We start from the raw sequence: 19,569 nt of genomic DNA on the forward strand, positions 1-19,569 counted from the left end.
GTCATCACGCGTTCGCGATGGCAGGGTCCTCGGACGATGTATTCAATCAGTGCTTATTGCGAGAGCAGCTCCGCCTTCTCCAGAAGACGCATGATCATAACCGCGCCCTCCGCTCGGGAAGCATTCGTCGTCGGACTAAGCGTCGACGCCGTCTTGCCGTTGATGATGCCGAGGTAGATCGCTTGCGCCATGCTCGTCTTGGCGTACGAGCCGATCTTGCCGCGGTCCGTGAAGCTTGCCAGGTAAGAGTCCTGCGAGCTCGGCAGACTGATCGACCTGCCTGCGAAGGCCCAAGCCCTCATCATCATGGTGGCCATATCCTGGCGCGTAATGTAGCTGTTCGGCTTGAAATTGCTGCTGTCCACGCCGTTTACGATCCCGGCTGAAGCCGCCGCTCCAATATAGGCGCCCATAGCTGTATTGGCGTTGACATCCTTGAACTTTGCCGCCTCCGCGCGGTTCCCGGTTAACCCGAGGCCTTTGGCGATGTAGCTTGCGAACTCCCCGCGGGTGATCGATTTATCCGGCTCGTACTGAGATGCGGTACGGCCTTCCACGATGTACTTGCGTGCCATCATCTGAACGATCGCATTCGCCCAGTGACTGGCCGTATCCGTGAAGCTGGATCCACCCTTCACCAGCGCGTAAGCGCTGTTTCCTTTGCGCTGGAACGTCGCTGTCGTCACCCCGTTAACCGTCTTAAACGTGGTTGGAACATAGGATAACGTGTTCGTCACCGGGTCGAGCCATACGACCGCCGTTTCTCTCGGATCGATGCTAGCCGATGTCGAGATCGTGCGGCTCACATATTCGCCGTAGTTTTTAATCTCCTGTCTGTTCGTGCCATTCACGACGTTCACTTCATAATGAATCGGTCCGGCAACCAACGTCGCCCTGGAGCTCACAAGCATGGTCGTAAGCGCCGACGTCTTGGAGGTCGAACCTCTCTCCATGCTGATCAGAACGTGATTCGTAATCGCAGACCCGCCTAGCGCTCTGGACAGCTCCGAATAGTTCACCGCGGTTAACGGCAATTCGTACGTAGCGTCGCCGTGCTTCACGGCGAAGATGGCGTTGCCTTGCTTCGCCGCGCTCTCGAGCGCGATCACCGGAATCGCGACGGTAGCTGCCCGTTCGGCTTCCGGCACCGTGAACACGATGCGAGGCTCCTTGAGACCAGCGCCTCTCGCCGTGCTGACCGCTGCAAGGAACTTATCGCTTTTCACCGTATAACGGTTAACCGCTGTACCTGTCGACGTCGTATCGGAGGACATCGTCGCTCCGGTTGTTTTGATCCCCACACCGCCCTCTGCCGATTCGAAATCGCCCGTCAGCCCATCCAGAACGGTGGTTTGATTCAGTGCCGTCATCGAGGTGAACGTCGTTGCAAGCTGGCCGCTGGCCGAGCGGATGCCATCCGTCGCGTTCAGATAGGTCACGTCGACCTGCTCCCCAACATTCACGATGGGGTTTAACGTGAGCACGACGGTGCTGCCGACGACCTGCACGTTTGTTACCAGCCGGATCGAGCCCTGCACGCGAACCAGGTAGCTGCTCGCAGTCGGTACATAAGTTGTATTTAATGGCGAATTATAAGTAAGAGTTAGGGCTGTGCCCTTCACAACCGTGCTCTGAAGCGCCAAGCTTCCGCCCGTCCCCGTTCCGCTATTGGCGGAAATCTGCGTGAAGGACGCCGCGGCATTACCGCTGTAGTCCATCAGGGTATTCGGAACCGAGACATACGACACCAGGATGGATTGGCCGCTCGATACACTCGAGTTGAGCGTAAGGATAACCGTGTCGCCCGAGAGCGTAACGCCGCTCACCGCGCGAGTCTGTCCGTCTGCAGTGATCGAATATTGATAAGCGTTCGGAGTCGAGGTTGGGATCAGCGTCTCGTTGTACTTGATCGTCACCACGCTGCCGACTGCCGTAATGTACTGCACGTTTGGCGCGCCAATGTCTCCCGTACCGCCGCTACCGCTCGTGACGCTATAGCTGCTGAATGCCGACACGGCGTTGCCCGACGTCCCATATAGCGGGTAGCTGCTCGGGCTATAGGTAACACGTACGGACTGGCCGCTCGGAATCGTGCCGCTCAGCGATAATTGAATCGTGCTGCCGCTATGCCAGATCGCCGTCGTATTGTAGTTCGTCCCGCCGACTTGTACAGTGAACTGCGTGTACGCATAGGCGCTTGGCGACATCAGCGATTCGCTGAAATTCAGCACGACCGTGTTGCCGGAGGACGAACCGCTGGACACGACGGGATTCGTGCTGGTGAACCCGTTCGAGATCTCGATCTTCGAGAGGCTTGCAGCTTCGTTGCCCGTCAAGTCCTGAACCAATCCCGTGCTCGGCCTGGTATAAGAAAGCTCTACTTTCTGGTTGTAGCCGACCGAGCCGGACAACGTGAGCAGCACCATGTTGCCCTCGACCTTAACGGACGTTACGTTGCGCGGAGCGCCTGCCACCGTCACATAATAGCTTGCCGGAGACGGCGTCAAGGCGCTATTCAGCGGCTCGTTATAAATAAGTCGGATGATGGAGCCGCTAACCTCCGATTTCGATACGGTCGGAGCCGTAGTGTCCCCGCCTTTGGTCAGGAATGACCACTGATACTGATTCTGGATGCCGATGAACGCATTGCCGACCAGGTCGGTAATCGCTCCTTCATCGATCGTGATGTGGTAGTTCGCGTCCCTCGTCAGCGTCGTGTCCGGTTTAATGATGATTCGTCTGCTGTTGGTCGGATCGACGGTGTATGTACCCACCGCCCCGCTGCCGAAGGAAGTTGTCGGGTTGATCAGAATCCTTTTGGTAGGATCCGTCCCCTTCATAACCGGTTTATCGAACGTCGCGATAAACTCCGTGCTGGTCGTTACGTCCACCGCGGTGGATCCGCTGGCCGGACTTACGCTGACAAGCATCGGACGCACGCCGTCTTGCGTAATCGTAAACTCCCAATCAGACGTGCCGGTTAAGCCTGTAAAGAAATTCCCCTTGCCGTCATGGATCGCGCGATTCCCCATCGTCACGTAATACTTCGTATTGCTCAGGAACGGCTTCTCGGGATCGGAGGAAGAGATACGACCGGTCGCGTTAATCGTTAGCTGGGTCGTTCCTCCGCCTGTCACCCGGGCCGATGTGATCGGGATGGAGCGGAACAGCCCGTTGCCGACCGATTGCCGAATCTCGATATTCCCGCTGTAAGGATACACCGGTTCGTTGAACGTCAACACCAGATTCGTATTCGCGTTGGCCGAAGTGCCATATCTAGCCGGCGAATGGCCTGTCACGCTTGGCGGCGAGTTATCATCCCCATAGCCCGTCGTGAAGTTCCAGATCGTAGCCGCCGTTATGCCGTAGAACCACTGGCTGGCATTGTTCAGCTGGGAGAAAGCGCCCGGCTCGATATACACATAATAAGCCGTATTGGCCGTTAAATTCGCGGACGGATTAATCGTAACGGTGTCCGTCGCATTATTGACGATAATAGTTGCATGGTTGGCTTGTTCGGAGTACACGGCGACATTGTCGCTGACGCGGCGAATTTCGACCAGCTTGCCTCCGTTCGCCTGTACATCCTGGTCAAACACGATACGCAGATCTGATTCGATCGGCACCAGATTCGCGTTATCCGCCGGATAGAACGGACTACCCGATGCTAGGTTGACCGGAGCAGCCGCCGTCGTAAACGTCCAGGATACGCCATTAAATGCATTGCCGGACGCATCCTCGAAGTTGCTGCCTGTGATCCTGACCGTATAGGTTGTAAGAGGCAATAAAGCGCCCTCAGGCGTTATGGTAATCCATTCCGAGCCGCTGCCCGTCAGACTGGACGATGTGACCGGAATGTGCCGGGTATCGTCCGTCGACTCCAGCGTTATGTATCCGCTCGACGCATAGACGTCTTCGCTGAATTCAATCGTAATCGGGCTCGTGATTGAATACGGACCTGGCCCGCTCGGGGAGTAGGAATTCGGCCTTGCAAGCGTTGGCCGAATGGCGTCCTCCGCTTCGACCGTTCGGAAATTCCATCTGGTGGCGCTCTGAATTCCCGCGTATGGCGCGTTATTGGACACATTCAGGAAAGCTCCCGCATCCACAAGCACGTAATACTCCGTATTCAGGGCAAACTTATTGGAGGTTAAGGATAGAGCAGGATTGATAATAGCTTCGCGTTGACCGCTGATGGTCACTTTGCCGGAGCCCATGCCGATCGACTCGACCAGCACATTGTCCGTGGAACGATAGATGTCGATTGATGCCGTCGAAGCTCCCAGCTTCACGTTCTCGTCGAACAGGATCCGAAGATCCGTCCCGAGCGGCACGCTCGTCAGATTATCGGCTGGATAGAAGCTTTGGGCGACGGGTCCTCCTATAGCCGCTTCCGCGATCTTTGGAGCGGACCAGCCTGGCAGGCCAAGCTGCAGGAGCATCGCGACGGCCAGTAACAAGGACAGCTTGCGGGTACGATTCATTTCATGTTCACTCCTCAAAATTTAACACTCGTACCATATTTGTCGGCTTAAAGTGAAGGAAAATTTAGGGCAAGTGGTTTATTGATCCGTTTTATGTCATTAGACCCATGGAAGACATGCCAAAAAACGCCGCTTCACCCTCTTGTACCAAGACGGATGAAACGGCGTTGCGGTTGCGCTGAGTACAGCGCCAATTATTGGATTACAGGCCAGCGCCGGTTTTCAGCAGCTCGGCTTTGTCTACGCGCTCCCAAGGGAGATCGATGTCGGTACGGCCGAAGTGGCCGTATGCCGCTGTCTTCGCGTAGATCGGACGGCGAAGGTCCAGCATCTTGATGATGCCCGCAGGGCGTAGGTCGAAGTTCTCCGTAATCAGCTCAACGAGCTTCTCTTCGGATACTTTGCCCGTGCCGTAAGTGTCGACATTGATGGAAACTGGCTTCGCTACGCCGATCGCGTAAGCAAGCTGAATTTCGCATTTGTCGGCAAGGCCTGCCGCAACGATGTTCTTCGCCACGTAACGAGCCGCGTAAGCCGCGGAACGGTCAACCTTCGTTGGATCCTTGCCGGAGAACGCGCCGCCGCCATGGCGAGCGTAGCCGCCGTAAGTATCGACGATGATTTTGCGGCCAGTCAGACCGGCATCGCCTTGAGGACCACCGATAACGAAACGGCCAGTCGGGTTGATGAAATATTTGGTTTCGGAATCCAGCCACTCTTCAGGAACAACAGGCTTGATTACATGCTCCATGACGTCGCGTTGGATTTGCTCCAGCGTAATTTCTTCTGCATGCTGCGTGGAAACGACGATCGTGTCGACGCGTACCGGCTTGCCGTCCACGTATTCGATCGTTACTTGCGTCTTACCATCCGGACGGAGGTAACCGAGCGTATCGTTCTTACGCACTTCGGACAAGCGGCGAGCGATGCGGTGCGACAGGGCGATTGGCAGAGGCATAAGCTCCGGCGTCTCGTTCGTCGCGAAACCGAACATCAGGCCTTGGTCGCCTGCGCCGATGTCTTCGTTCTCTTGCTTCATGTCTTTGCCGTCGCGCGTCTCAAGCGCTGCGTTAACGCCTTGCGCGATATCCGCGGATTGCTCGTTCAGGGATGTCAGAACGGCGCAAGTGCTGTGGTCGAAGCCGAACTTCGCGCGCGTGTAGCCGATTTCCTTGATCGTGCGGCGGGCAATGGAAGAAATATCGATGAAATCCGCGCGGCTGCTGATTTCGCCAATAACAAGCACAAGGCCCGTTGCTACCGAAACTTCGCACGCTACGCGCGCATTAGGGTCTGCTTCCAGGAATGCGTCCAGTACGGCGTCCGAGATCTGGTCGCAGATCTTATCCGGATGTCCTTCCGTTACTGATTCCGATGTGAATAAGTGGCGTCCTTTTACCGACATTCGTATCAACCTCCTACAACCTTAGTATTGAATAAGTGCGTTGGTTCTACACAAAAAACGAACCTTTTCCGCGAAGGAAAAGGTTGTCACACAACTCTTCTTCTAAAAAGTTATAATACCGAAAATGTCGCATAGTGTCAATGGACGCCACACGGTTGTTTAGAGCGTGAAACCCCCACCCAGCACGGATTCCGCCTGAGCGATCAGACGCTTCGTAATCTCGCCGCCGACCGAGCCCGCTTGACGTGTCGAAATCTCAGACCAATGCACACGGCCTGCTCCGCCGCTTGGCGCCGCGCCAAGCTCTCCGGCGAATTCCGTATCCTCCGATCCGGTTGCGAAGCTTGGCTGCATCAAACCAAATTCCGCCGCAATTTCATACTTCATTTGATCCAGGGCAGCTTTACAAGTAGGCACAACCACTTTATTCGAACGACTCATGTTGAGACACCTCCGGGATATGATGATTACATCCCTATTGTGTATCCTCATCGCCTCGCTCAAGCGTGCTTTCTGTTGTCATTCCGAGCAAAAAGTAGCACCTTTCCCACCTGCCGTAGATCGCTGCCAATTAAGGTAAAACAAAGCAAGCTGCCACAGCCAGGTAAGGCATGCAGCAGCTTGCTTTGAAAAGAATCATTATTTGATGGTATAAGTGCCTCTCACCATCAGGGTGAGCGGAACGGTTTCGTCCGGATGGCCCTTGATGCCGCGACCGTCGCGAGGGAACCAGATCAAATGGTTGGTCGGCACGTCCTTGCCGCTCTTGATGTCGATACCACCCGTCAAGTCGGAGATGCCGTTCGAATCGGAGCTGTACGCGACCGCCTTGCCCACTCGCACGACTGCCTCTCCGCCGGCCGACACCATCAGCGTCTTGCCGACAGGCAGCTCCACGATCTCCAGCGCCGAAGCCTCGGTACCACCGGATCCCGTCGATCCCCCCGTACTGCCGCCGGTCGAGCCGCCAGGTGCCGTTACTCCACCGCTCAGCTTCGCGATCTGCTCATCGACGTAGCTCTTCGTCACAACAGGATCCTCTATCGTACCAGGCGTAATCGCCGAATCTGCCTCAAGCGGCTGCGCCATTGTCATGCCCACCCACACGCCAGCCGTCACGATCACAGCCGCGCCAAGAACCTTTAGTGCTTTTTGTTTCAATGCAGTGCTCTCCTCTCTAGTATCCTATTAGATAGGATACTAGATTTGAGGGAGGATGTGTAGTCATTTACTTATCTTCTAATGGGCGATCGGCATAAAACCATTTCACTTCTCTTGAAGCAAGTAACATTTTATTAGTACCAAAAGCAACGTATATATTTACTTTATAAGTCTGGAAGCTGTTGATCTTTGTCATCATCTTATCGTCTGCATAGAATATCGGCAACCTAATGTCAGCACCTTCAGAAAGATTTCCGTCTCCTGTCGCTCCGAGTGTAAATTCTTTCGAATATGTCGCTTTAGCTGAACCTTGATCTACAAATTCCACTAATACCTTTTGATCTTTTGGAACAAACTGATAACTAGTATCCTTAGCTAAGCTATACTTAAGGTTTAATTTTATTCCTTTATAGAGAAAATCATTTTCTATCTCTATATCAGAATTAATCTCGGTTATGTCTAATGTATAACCACCAAATTCTATACCCTGCATCTTATCGTCTAATACTTGTGTCTGTGTTTTCATATTATACGCTACAGGACTCACCAGCAGCTGATCCGTTTGTTCTCCAGTTCCTATTGGTAAGGCCTGACCTACATACATCTTGTAATTTGCTGCGTTAAATCCCGTTGGAAGCAAGCCATATGCCGCGTACAATACTTTGCCATTCGGTAAAACCTTGTCTGCAATAGCAGTGAATGTAACAGGAACCAGGATACCCTCTGAATCCTCTAAATACCCACCGAGTTGAGTTACATTTGATGTACGAATTTCTTTATTCACCAAATCGAATTCACCGTAGAAATAAGTATTACCTTGTGTCTCACTGATACTGGCTTTTTTTACATGTATACTTGCTCTTCTACCTACATTATCAACCACATATGGAGATGATACAGATTGACCAACTGTTTCAGGGAGCCGTCCTTTATACTGATACAGTTTTTTACTTTGGTCGGTTAATTTCTGTGTTAATACAAAGGCAACATCATTAATTTGAGCGGTGTATGGAATTTTAGTATAAACTGCTATTTGGTGCTTCGACTTAGGAGCTAAATTTATTGAATTGTCTAGCGAAACTTCACTTGTTGTTGTCTCAACTTGCACTCCATCTGCCAGGTAATAACCCGACAATGATGGGATTTTAATGGCTTTGTCGGTATTGTTGGTAATGGATAATTGCGCAACTAGGATATCATCCGTGTCATCAGGTATCCGGTTAACTGAAATAAGATCTACTTGATAATCTTTTGTACGATATATATTATCCGTATTGTCTGGAAGATCAGCACTACTAAGCGCATACAATCCGATAATATTACTATTCTTTCCTTCCGAGTCGCTTTGTTTCATAACCAACTTACTTTTATTTAAATCTAAATCATTTGGTACATATCCCTTGAGTTGAAGCTCAGATTCGATATTCGGTAACAACTTAGTTGTTTCCTCTTTAATGTATTCTAATGGATACTGTGTTCCATTAGCTGTTTCAATAAGAAATTGATAATTTGATGTATCTACGGACTTACTACCTATGTTTTTAAGTTGAAAAGCAATGACGGCTTCTTGTCGGTTATCACTGCTTGTCAAATCAGAACTAACTACAAGAGTCTCAACGTTTTGTTCATTAATTACTACAGTTTGAGACTTATCGACAGCAGTTGGTTTTGTTGCAGTTAAATTCGGTACCGTAAACACCCCAAGTGGAATATCCAATTTACTTGTCTCATCAGCAACTGCCGGAACTAAAGTCAATCCTTTCGTAATCGCTGAGTTAGGCACAGTTACGTTTAAGAATATAATCACTTTACCTTTTGAAGCTAAGTTTGTTTGTAGTGAGGATGCCGACGCTTTATAAACAGACCAATCGGATGTCTGGACATAGAAACTGAGTTTACTAAGATCAACGGCTTTTGCACTTGTGTTATTGATTTCAAAACGAAGAGTTGCATTCGTATTCACTTGGTCCTTAGTTGCAACATAAGACTTCAATGTTCCACTCAAAATGGAGTTGCTTAGTAAAAATGAACCTGCTTTATTTACATCTGTAGCTCCGGTCATTGTTGCTGGAGTTGTGATCGAACCCAATAAACGCTCATAATTCGCAACGTTAAAATCCCACTTCACAATGTCATACTTTATATCACTTATTTTTGTTTGTGTATCTACATAAGCATAATAGGTTAAATACGAAGTGGAGCCAGGTACTACCGTTCCTTTATTTTTATCCGATTCTAATAACTTAATCTTGTAGTTTTTACCCGATTTATTTTTAACTCGAACCCAATAATCGAGCAAATCGATGGGACTTGTTCCCGAGTTTTTGATGGCTACTGTAAAGGCCAAAAGCTTTCCTTCTTCTTGAACTAATATCTGAGCATCTCTAATAGTTAAGTATACATTCTGCTCAAGCTTCACTTGCTGCTTGGCTAATGTTTCTTGAACACTTGCTGCCTCAATAATTAAAGAATTCGAAATCGGGACCGCAGTAATAAACATTGCTGATGTTATCCCCGTTATCGCTACTTTTTTCCACAACTTGCTGTTCACACCATTACCCCCTTCACCATATATAACCTTAAACGTTTTTAAACTACTTTTTGTTTCTTAAATGCAAGAAATTTATTGATCTCTTTCGTTCGATTTCAATATGTATAATAAATCAACATTATGAACACCATATGAATAAAAAAAAGAACCCGGAAAACCCGGGTTCTCTTTTTACATGATTGCTCTTAATTTTGAATTAAACGCCTCTTACACGTACAGTAGCTTTAGCGCCACCAACGTACAGGATTTCAACGTCGAACTCGTCGTAAGCTTGAACGTCTGCTACTGTTGCAGCTACTGTACCGTTACCAGTGATGCTGATTGTGCCAGCAACTGGAGTTACAGTCAGCGATGCAATGTTTACAGCAGTAGTATCAGCAAACGCTACGGAAGCATCTGTAGTGCTTGCAACAACTTTAGCACCGTATTGATCTGTTACAACAACGTTGTATACAGTGGAATCAATCAGGTCAGCTACATTGAATGTTGCGCCAACAGTAAAGTCGTAAGTTGTTTTCGCTTCACCATTTACATCTGGAGTTGCAGATCCAGCTACAAATTTCACGGAAGCAACTTTAGGAGCAACTTTCGAGAAAGTAACGTCTTGAGTCAGTTTTTGACCAGTTTTGTTGATCAGAACTGTTACCGGTACTACAAACTCAGTTTTGTCGCCGTAAGCAGTTAGAGCAGCGGACACATCAAGCGTTCCATCAGCAATGTCAGAATTTACTGCGCCATTCGAGTCAGCCGAAACTTTGTATTCAGAGCCTGCCAATTGTACTTTCGAACCATTTGCAAGTACACCAAATACTTTAACTACTTTGTCGTATGCAGCTGCATCCGTTTTACCAGCTGCTACTTCATCGTATACAGTACCAATTGCATCTACAGAGTAGGAAGCATACTCAGTACCGTCAGTTACAGTGATAGTAGTTTCACCAGTGCTCGAAACTAGAGTCCCATTTTCAGTTGCAATTGTGAACGACAGTTTTTCAGAACCTTTAGCAGCACCGAAATCGATCGAACCACCAACTACTGCAGGAGTAGCTGCACCATTAGACTTAATTTCAAAGGATGCAACAGCTACAACAGGAGGTCCGGCAACGTCTGGAATATTAACCGTAGCGTTTGCTTGGTCTTCTGTTACAGTGATTTTACGAGCTGGGTTAGCAAGCAACCATGCAGCAACGTTTGCATCGCTCATTACACGACCATATTGGTCCTCAATCACCAAATTAGTATGGTTGATTGTTGCATTTGCAGCGTTGATTAAACGTGCTGTTGCAAAATCGCTATCAAGTCCACGAACTACTGTAGGTACAGCTTTAGCTGCTACGTTCAGGTTCATAGTTTTGATTTGGTTAGTAGCTGTCATTGCAATAATCGGTTTCAGACCAGTAGTAGAAAGTTGGCCAGCTGGAACCTTGATTTGAACAACTCCGTCTTTCAGTACGAACGGGTTGCTAATTGCAGAACCGTTAACAGTGATTTTAACACCTTTATCAGCGCTGTTCAAAGAGCTGATGCTTGTGATAACTGTTCCAGCTTTGTCGAACACCTCAACTGGTACATATGCATCTTCATCAACATAAACTACACCTGGGTTGTTCAGGTTAATTGTGTCGGAACGAAGTGCTTCTGCTGCTGTTACAGTGAAAGAAGCATTTTTACCGGAAGTGTTCGAGATCAATGTGATTACAGATTGACCTTGACCTGCATTTGTTGCAGGAGCAGCAGGGTTGTTGAGACGCAATGCAGTTTTAGTAGTACCGTTTACGTCAACAGTTGTGAAAGCAGCTGCAGCGTCAACGATTGTTGTGTTCGTTTCATTGATGATCAGATCATTAGTCAACTTTGTTGCGTTGTTTACAGCATTACCGTACTGGTCTTTTGCATTTACCAAGAGGTAGAATGCATCCGTTGTAAGGTTCGTATCTTCATCAAGAGCCTTGTTGTCTTTGTTGTACAGACCAGCGATTTCCACTTCAGCTACACGAGCTTCTGCTACAACTGTGAACGTTTTAACAGCCGATGTAGCTGTTTCAGCGTGTACAAGTGTCACAGCAACTACATCGTTGATTCTGTAAGTGCCATCGATTTCAATTGTACCAGTAGTTGGGTTCAGCGTGCCGATGTTATTGCTCAAAGTAGTGAACTTTGTGATGTTCTCACCGTATTGGTTCAAAACTTGGTAAGGGATCGACAGATCGTCTTTATCCGTATCAAGGTCAGCACCGTCTACCAGTGGAGCATTTTCAGAAGTGAACTCGACTTTAGCAACTTTTTCGTTCTCAGCAGTGAAAGTGGAAGTCAAAGCTTCTTCTTCAACGCCAGTTACGGATACAGTGTACTCACCTTCGCTGATTTTGCTGGACAGTTCAAGAGTAGCAGTTTTCTTGTCTTCGCTGAAAGATTTAGCGGAAACATTCAGAGTAACTGTACCCTTCTTAACTGTGAAAGCAACCTTAGTGTCATCAACAGCTTTGTTGAACTTCACTTCGATTTTCTTAGCGCCAGCTGCAGTAGCTTTTGCTGCAGGAGCTTCAACTTCTACCAGACCAAGAAGCTCGCCCAGAGTCTTGCCAGTACCAGGAACTTCAGTTTCCAGAGCAGTTACGATTGTTTCGTAAGTTTCGCCGCGTGTAGGAACTGCTGTCATATCAGTTTCTTCAGTTGCGAAGCCATATTCTACAGCCAGTGCAGGAACTTCTGCATAACCTTCGCCTGTAGTGTCATGACCAAATGCGCGAAGAACGATTGCGAAGAACTCTTGGTTTTTCAGTTCAGCGTTGAAGCCGAATTTGCCATTGCCTTTACCTTCAACCAGACCTTCTTCAACTGCCCAGGAGATGAAGCCGTCGTAGAATGCGTTAGTTACGTCAGTAAACTCATGGGACTTCTCAGTGTCTTCAGCAACTTCTTCTTCACCCAGAAGGCGGGACAGAAGAACAACTACGTCTTGACGCTTCCAGCTTTGATCTTCTTTCAGGTCAGTACCGTTACCTTGGATAACGCCAAGCTCGTTAAGGTATTCACCAGCGGATTGTTTTTCGTCAGCTGCGTAAGCAGCACCTGCGAACATGGAAACTACCATGGAGCTAGCAACAAACAGAGATAAACCTTTTTTCATAACCTTTTTTTCTCCTCCTCGAATATCTTTCGGTTTTTGAGAGTTTTGTTTGGATGATACATCTAAGGAAAATATATTGCCCTTTCTCATAGCCGATTCACCCCCTTCCCAGAGTTGAGCAGTTAAATTATAAAATGATGTCTACGATCATGTTCAACCCTATGAAAGCATGATGTAGAAACTTGTAAACCTTCCGACAAGAGATGCTAGACTTCGCGCACCACTTTAACATTATACAATGGGCTTTTGCAACCGTAAAGAGGAACTTGAGAATTCATTCCAGCTACTAGGTTACCGCCCGTTGTGATAACGTCATGTACTTAAACGTAAGTGGCGTTTAAAAGTTGCGCTTCTTCGAAAAAAGTTTTTCACTTTTTTCTTTTGTGCTTCTTTCGTTACTCTTTCATGCCTCGTTCGTTTCTCTTTTGTTTCGTGTGCCTCGTCTCGAGCACGTTGTTAGTATAGCGCGGAATCATGCACGAAGTATATACTAACTATTTTCCATGGTTAAGTTTGCACTGGCATGCAGTGGCATGATAAAGGGCCGCGCGCGGCGGCCCTTTATTCATGCGGGTTTCAGCTGTTTAGACGTACTTGTATTTGCGCATGACGCGCTCTGCAATAATGGCAGCATCGGATCGCTTCAGCGGGGAATCCGGATCGAAGCGATAGGTAGGCTTGCCCGATACCGATGTATTCGGCAATCCTTCAATAAACTTCGCCTTCTGAATAGCAAGCACGGACGCCAAAGAATAGTTCTCGATCAGGTTCGAGTCCGTGAACAGCTTCTGAAGGCTCTGACGGTCCTTCGCGAAGTTATCGCCGGTATTCTTCAGCAGATTGCCGGCACGGGCGATCATCACGGCCGCATCCTCGCGCGAGAGGTACTCGTTCGGCTGGAATACCTGAGCACCGCTGCCGCGGATAATACCCTTCCTAGCGGCCGTCTCGATATAGCGGTAATCCCACAGGTTGCTTAGACCCGGGATGGCCGGTACGTCGGAGAACGTCATATTGCTGTCGTAGTCGAGCGGAATCTGAAACATCTTCACAAGCAATTGCGCGAACTCGCCGCGTGTAATGTTGTCATATACGCCGAACTCGTTAAAGTCTTTATTCGACATCAGACCTCTGGCGTACATCAATTCCACGGAGTTACGGGCATACTCATGGCCGATTACGTCCGGATAGCTGAAACGCATGAGCTTCACGGCATAGAAGCCGAATCCGTCGACAGGCGCTGTCACGGTTTTATTCTTCGGATTAACGACGCCGCCAATATTCTGCCAGCTGCCGTTGTAATAACGCCAGATGCTCAGATTGTTGGCCAATACATCGCGGACCGAAGAGTCGTATTTGATCGTAATCGTACCTTTGTTCGATGGCTCCAGCCACTTGGAGAGAGGTCTCGAGAAGAAGCTGTTGCCTGTTACGTATGGATGTGTACCTTGCTCGAACTGATAGCCGTCGGTGTAGGCCCCAGTCTTGTAGCCTGGATCAATCCAGAACAAGTTCGAAGCGAAGCCGAAGTGAAGCAGAGGCGCTATAACCGCGGCTCCGATCTCATCGTAGCTGACGGTCTTGAATGTGCCGTCCTGCGCAATACCCGAAGCGTTGTCGCTCACATCGTTGTAGATCTTAACGGTTCTGCCATCCTTGCGGTCGGCGATACCGAACAGAATCTCTTGCGAGTCGAACAGATCCGGGCTTTCTATAGGCGAGCCTGGATTTGTATTCGCTTGACGGAGGAACGTATTTTTCGGGAACGTCATCGTCAGTTCGCCTTTGAACGCCGAAATTTTGCCGCTGCCAGACAATGACGTCTTGTACATAGCGCCAACTGTGTTATCTGCAGCGTAATTTACGGTGAATTGGCCGTTAAGCTTTTCTTCGCCGCGGTAAACCGTAAATTTGATCGTATTATTGCCGGCCTTCAAATTCTTCACTTCAAGACGGAACAGGTCCTCCGTCGCTTTCTTCGTCATATCTTCCTTGCCGATTGTGATTCGATCCGCGCCTTCCGCGCGAATACTTACCTTAAGGAAGTTCTGGTTCACAACCTTCTCTTGAGGCAGCATCGGAGACAAGATCTCGAACGGAGCAAGCTCCCTTGTTACGGTAATGGTCTGCGAGTAGCTTTCCGAGCCCACCATTGCGGTGATCGTAACGCTTTTTGGACCCGATTTCGGTTCTACCCACTCTAAGTTAAATAGGCGAAGCTCATACGTTTTGGTGGCCGGGGTGCTTCTCTCAAGGAACAGCTTGTTTTGACTATCCCCCACGATATTCAAGGCCCCATTAGAGTCTACAGAAGCATAAGCATAATCCTTGCCATCGACCTTAATGACCAAATTCTGAAGCTTAGAAACGGTGAAGAGAAGATCGAACTTCTTTTCCGTTGTTGTAAAGGTCGTATTGGTTTGCTTGTTAAACTTCTGGGTAGAAGAATCATCAAAATGACGTTCTGTGGCAGAGTCCGTTCTCGGATCCCTTACGAATGGGACTGGCTGCACATTCGTGACTGACGGTTGAGTCGTCGAGAACAGATAAACCGTCAGACGTGTCGTAACTTGAATACCGTTAGCATTACCCGACAACATGATTTCATTCGAGCCGAACGATAGCCTCCAGTTAGTAGGGAACTCGTAAACGAATTCGCCGGTAAGCGTGTTGATTTGGCCAGCTGCTGGAGTACCTGTAACCGGTGCAAGAACGATATCACGGGTTTGACCATTCAAAGTAAACTTCAAATTAGCTTTGGCTAAATCACTCGCGTTCGCCGTGTTGAAGTTAATTAACCTTCCTGACAATTGAGTCAATACGTCAGGAGAGTCGCTATTGAAGGTCTGACCGTCGTACACGTTTTTAATTTGAATGGATGAGATCGGCGAGTTAATAATGGTGCGCGTTTCCGTATATTCGTTGATGACGACTCCGGAACCATTTTTCGTCCTAATAATGAATTCTAATTGGACTTCGCCCTCAGGCAATGCTTCAATGCGGAACACTCGGCGTGTAGTGCCGCCGTTCGTAGGCGCGGCATTAGATCCCGCAACGTATTCTGAATATCGGAACGTCGTCCCCGGAGCTACCGTATTTCCGTTCACTTTGGCGGTTAGTACAGTCTCCGTATTGGTTGCTCCAACCGCAAAGTTGTTTGCATCGATCGCAACATAAACCGGCATTTGAAAAATGCTGGTATTATTAGAAAGCTTGGTGTCCGATGCATAGGTTAGCGTTGATCCTGCAGTCTGATTCCCGCCTACTACGCCATACAATTGACGGATGTCGCTAATATATGGCGATGTATTGTCCCGGACGGTAAAGGCAATCGCCGGGCTGTAATTGGCACCCAAATAAGTTGTTGTTGCGCGCAACGTATACAACCCATTGCCATTTGTAGAGATCGCACCCGTAGTTGCTGCTGGTGCAGTAAATTCATATTCTTTGTAAGTTGTCGTTTGTCTGACATCGTCGACATCGTTCGGATCTATAACGGCTGTGAATACAGTAGTTGTATCCTTCTTCATCTCTAATGTAATGGATGGGGCGGTTGCTGTTTCCGTGCTTGTTGGAATTCGCACCAAGATTCTGCCCTTAATCGTTGCGTTTGTAAATGGCTGCACGACCTCTTGTCCATCCAGCTGTACCACTTTTCCGCCCGTTCCGGACTCAGTAGCCGTTACATTAAAGATCGTAGCGGTTCCCGCCGGGAAATACACCACATTACGAGTGACGGCAAACGATTTGCTGCCGTTTCTCGCGACGAATTCCAGCTTGTTCAGCCCTGGCGTCAGGGTGAGGCCGGAATGAATGTACGTGCCGCCGGCTCCGTTGAAGGCAACGGTCCCATTAATAACGACTTCGGCAGCGTTCGTCGCCTTGATCATTATCGTCGGGTTAGGAGTCGATACGACGGCGTCAACGCCGTCCACCAGCTTCGTGCCGCCTGCTACTTCGATATCCGTAATGACAGGTACGTTGCTGAACTGTACGTAGCTCTTCGCCGTTACGACGCCGCCGTTGCCATTGTTGGCATTGCTGACGCCGCTGACGGTAATCTCATTCAGACCCTCGAACAGCTCGATCTGGGTGAAGACGAAGTTCTGTCCCGTAATCAGCGGCGTAGCGGAACCGTTCGAAGGCTCGCCCGCAGGCACGCCGTTAACGATGCGCTGTACGGAGTACGTGATGGATGTTGAAGATACGCTGGAGAACGTACCCGACAGATTAATACGGTTGGAGTTCACCATCGTAGGCTCGGTGGCCACGGTACTGAAATCCGAGAAGGTGAAGAACTGCGATGCGGCCTGCGCAACCTTAGCGCCAGGATACACCGGTGCGATCGTCACCAGTAAAGCAAGGGTCAGGATGAAAGATATAATCTTCCTCAAGATGTTGTTCCTCCTTCATGTAGTTTAAAAATCGTTATAGGGCTATAGTCACAAGTGGCAGTTTCTGAAAGTAACTGGCTTATAAACAATCCTCCCTTTGCCTCGTTAACCAGATTGTCTCTCCACATGAATAGACGAGCTGGCATGGAAAAAGTTTTGCGTATTTGTAATATCGGCTGACGGGCGGCAGATGTTTAGACGATTGAACGGATTGCTGACTGAAATAGGCTGAATCTCCTAGATCGAGTTAAAATGCAACAGAAAAAGCCTCGTATCCGCATCCGGATACGAGGCTTGAAGGTATGATAAGTGCGTTATTTGCCGCGGGATTGCTGCGCTTCCGCCTTGGCCAGACGGAGAACGCCGATGCGGACCAGGAAGTTGATGAGCGGACGGCGCGTCTTGTCGACGATGCCGGTGAGCTCGGCGCCGATCTGCAGCAAGAACATCAGCAAGCAGATAACGGCGAACGTAATCCAGTTCGCTACACTCGATTGCACGACGGCGGATTGGATAACGGCCAGCACGCCGAAGATAGCGGCCACGCCCCAGATGATCAAGACCGTGCGGCGATGGCTGAAGCCCAGATCGCGCAGGCGGTGATGCAGATGGCCTCTGTCCGGCGCGAAGATCGGCTGCTTGTTCACCCAGCGGCGAACGATCGCGAAGAAGGTATCCGAGAGCGGTACGCCAATGATGAGCAGCGGCGTCACGAACGATACGATCGTAACCTGCTTGAAGCCAAGCATGGACAGGGTGGCCAAGCTGAACCCAAGGAACAACGAGCCGGAATCCCCCATGAATATCTTGGCGGGGTGGAAGTTGAACACTAAGAATCCAACGATGCCGCCCAGCAGCAGAGTACTCAGAAGAATAACAGGCTGGAAGCCCATGAGCGATGCCATCACAACGATCGTGGCGATCGAGATGCCGGATACGCCGGCGGCGAGTCCGTCAAGACCGTCGATCAAGTTGATGGCGTTCGTCACGCCGACAATCCACAGAATCGTCAGCGGCTTGCCGATCCACTCGGCGATTGGCTGCATCGTTTCGCCGAACGGCACGTTGACGAGATCGATGCTGACGTCGAAGCCGAAGACGACGACGCAGGCCGCGGCGATTTGGCCGACGAGCTTCACTTTGGCGGATAGCTCGAACCGGTCGTCCAGCGCGCCGAGAATAATGATGATCGTGCCGCCGACAAGCAGCGCGTTGATCATGTTCACGTCTCTCGGGCGGAGCAAGCCGTCCGGAATGAATGGCGATACGGCCAGGAAAGCACCTACGAACGCGACATAGATGGCAAGACCGCCAAGACGCGGCATGATGCGCGTATGTACTTTCCGATGGTTCGGTTTATCGATGGCGCCGATTTTGAAAGCGAACGCCTTCACTACTGGTGTCATTAGTAAGGCAAGAACAAGTGCGATAATAAATCCGGTTGCGTACAAGAAGCCTACAGGCATGCGTACAACTCTCCTTTTCTGAAAACATAAGCAGGTCACGCCTTTTTGAACATCCTTTTAGAGCTATACTCTGCTTATATTTCACCGGGAAACGGTAGCTTATGCGGCCTTGCGGACGCATTATGGGCGTAACGTTTGCTCCGAAGTGAATTATACTCCGTTCGATAAAGAAATACCAACTCCGTTTTTACCCAATTTTCAAGTAAAAAGCGACATTTTTACGCCTCTGGACGAGGTTTTGTTACGTTTTCTTTGTTCCGAAGCACTTTCACGACGAATTTCGGCAGCGCGAGCATTCTCCGGTACCGGGCCGGCTCCTGCAGAAGACGGTATAGCCACTCCAGCTTGAGCTTCTGGAACGCCACCGGAGCGCGCTTCAGCTTGCCCGACACGACGTCGAAGCTGCCGCCGACGCCCATGATGAACGGCACGCCGAGACGTTCCTTATAATCCGCGTTCCACTCTTCCTTCTCCATGCCCCGTGCCACGAACAGCAGATGAGGCTTCAATTCGCGGATTTCCTCCACGATCGCCTCGTCGTCCGCCGGACCGAAAAATCCGTTGCGGTATCCGACGATCCGCACCTGAGGGTATTGAAGCTGCAGCTTCTCCGCCGCCGCCTCGATAATTTCCTGCGTGGTGCCGAGCAGATACGCCGTCCAGCGGCGCTTCTCGCCCTCCGCCAGCAGGCGGTGCATCAGGTCGAAGCCCGTCACGCGTTCGGTCACGGGATTGCCGCCTACCTTCGCCGCCCATACGACTCCCGCACCGTCCGGTACGATCATGTCGGCTCTGCGCATAACCCTGGCAAACGCGGGGTTCTCGAGAGCCGCCATCACCATAATCGGATTAGCCGTAATGACGTGCGTCAAACGCTTTTCCTCAATGGCTTGTGTAAGATAACTGACCGTCTCGTCCATGCTTAGTTTCGAGAACGGTATGCCGAATATCGGCACGGTTGGCAATTGTTTCGACATG

General features: G+C 49.8%; 9 protein-coding genes. All 9 read right to left on the minus strand.

Annotated features, from left to right (window positions below):
- Positions 1-53: 53 nt before the first annotated feature.
- Positions 54-4,484, minus strand: a complete 4,431-nt coding sequence (locus NQZ67_RS22975) for an Ig-like domain-containing protein (RefSeq protein ID WP_257450522.1) — start codon at positions 4,482-4,484, stop codon at positions 54-56.
- A 202-nt stretch (positions 4,485-4,686) separates the two neighbouring features.
- Entirely contained in the window at positions 4,687-5,889 is a 1,203-nt protein-coding gene (gene metK, locus NQZ67_RS22980; protein WP_257450524.1) for a methionine adenosyltransferase, read from the minus strand.
- 159 nt (positions 5,890-6,048) lie between these two features.
- The gene (locus NQZ67_RS22985; RefSeq protein WP_257450526.1) at positions 6,049-6,330 is read right to left on the minus strand and encodes an alpha/beta-type small acid-soluble spore protein; all 282 of its coding nucleotides are present in this window, start codon (positions 6,328-6,330) and stop codon (positions 6,049-6,051) included.
- Between the two features lie 198 nt (positions 6,331-6,528).
- Complete coding sequence (locus NQZ67_RS22990) at positions 6,529-7,050, minus strand: hypothetical protein (protein WP_257450527.1); 522 nt, start codon at positions 7,048-7,050, stop codon at positions 6,529-6,531.
- 67 nt (positions 7,051-7,117) lie between these two features.
- On the minus strand, positions 7,118-9,601 hold the full coding sequence (locus NQZ67_RS22995) for a hypothetical protein (RefSeq protein ID WP_257450530.1): 2,484 nt from the start codon (positions 9,599-9,601) through the stop codon (positions 7,118-7,120).
- Positions 9,602-9,797: 196 nt separating this feature from the next.
- A complete protein-coding gene (locus NQZ67_RS23000) occupies positions 9,798-12,821 on the minus strand; it encodes an S-layer homology domain-containing protein (protein ID WP_257450532.1) in 3,024 nt (1,007 codons plus the stop codon).
- Positions 12,822-13,315: 494 nt separating this feature from the next.
- Complete coding sequence (locus NQZ67_RS23005) at positions 13,316-17,125, minus strand: S-layer homology domain-containing protein (protein WP_257450534.1); 3,810 nt, start codon at positions 17,123-17,125, stop codon at positions 13,316-13,318.
- Between the two features lie 314 nt (positions 17,126-17,439).
- Positions 17,440-18,591 (minus strand): glycosyltransferase family 4 protein, encoded by a 1,152-nt coding sequence (locus NQZ67_RS23010; RefSeq protein ID WP_257450537.1) that lies wholly within the window; start codon positions 18,589-18,591, stop codon positions 17,440-17,442.
- Between the two features lie 218 nt (positions 18,592-18,809).
- The gene (locus NQZ67_RS23015) at positions 18,810-19,568 is read right to left on the minus strand and encodes a WecB/TagA/CpsF family glycosyltransferase (RefSeq protein WP_257450539.1); all 759 of its coding nucleotides are present in this window, start codon (positions 19,566-19,568) and stop codon (positions 18,810-18,812) included.
- Between the last annotated feature and the right edge of the window lies 1 nt (position 19,569).

Source organism: Paenibacillus soyae (genome assembly GCF_024623455.1).
GTDB classification, from domain to species: Bacteria; Bacillota; Bacilli; order Paenibacillales; family Paenibacillaceae; genus Pristimantibacillus; species Pristimantibacillus soyae.

Coding starts and splice junctions, on each gene's coding strand:
- NQZ67_RS22975 (WP_257450522.1), bottom strand. CDS start 4,484: ATGAATCGTACCCGCAAGCTGTCCTTGTTACTGGCCGTCGCGATGCTC.
- metK (WP_257450524.1), bottom strand. CDS start 5,889: ATGTCGGTAAAAGGACGCCACTTATTCACATCGGAATCAGTAACGGAA.
- NQZ67_RS22985 (WP_257450526.1), bottom strand. CDS start 6,330: ATGAGTCGTTCGAATAAAGTGGTTGTGCCTACTTGTAAAGCTGCCCTG.
- NQZ67_RS23000 (WP_257450532.1), bottom strand. CDS start 12,821: ATGAGAAAGGGCAATATATTTTCCTTAGATGTATCATCCAAACAAAAC.
- NQZ67_RS23010 (WP_257450537.1), bottom strand. CDS start 18,591: ATGCCTGTAGGCTTCTTGTACGCAACCGGATTTATTATCGCACTTGTT.
- NQZ67_RS23015 (WP_257450539.1), bottom strand. CDS start 19,568: ATGTCGAAACAATTGCCAACCGTGCCGATATTCGGCATACCGTTCTCG.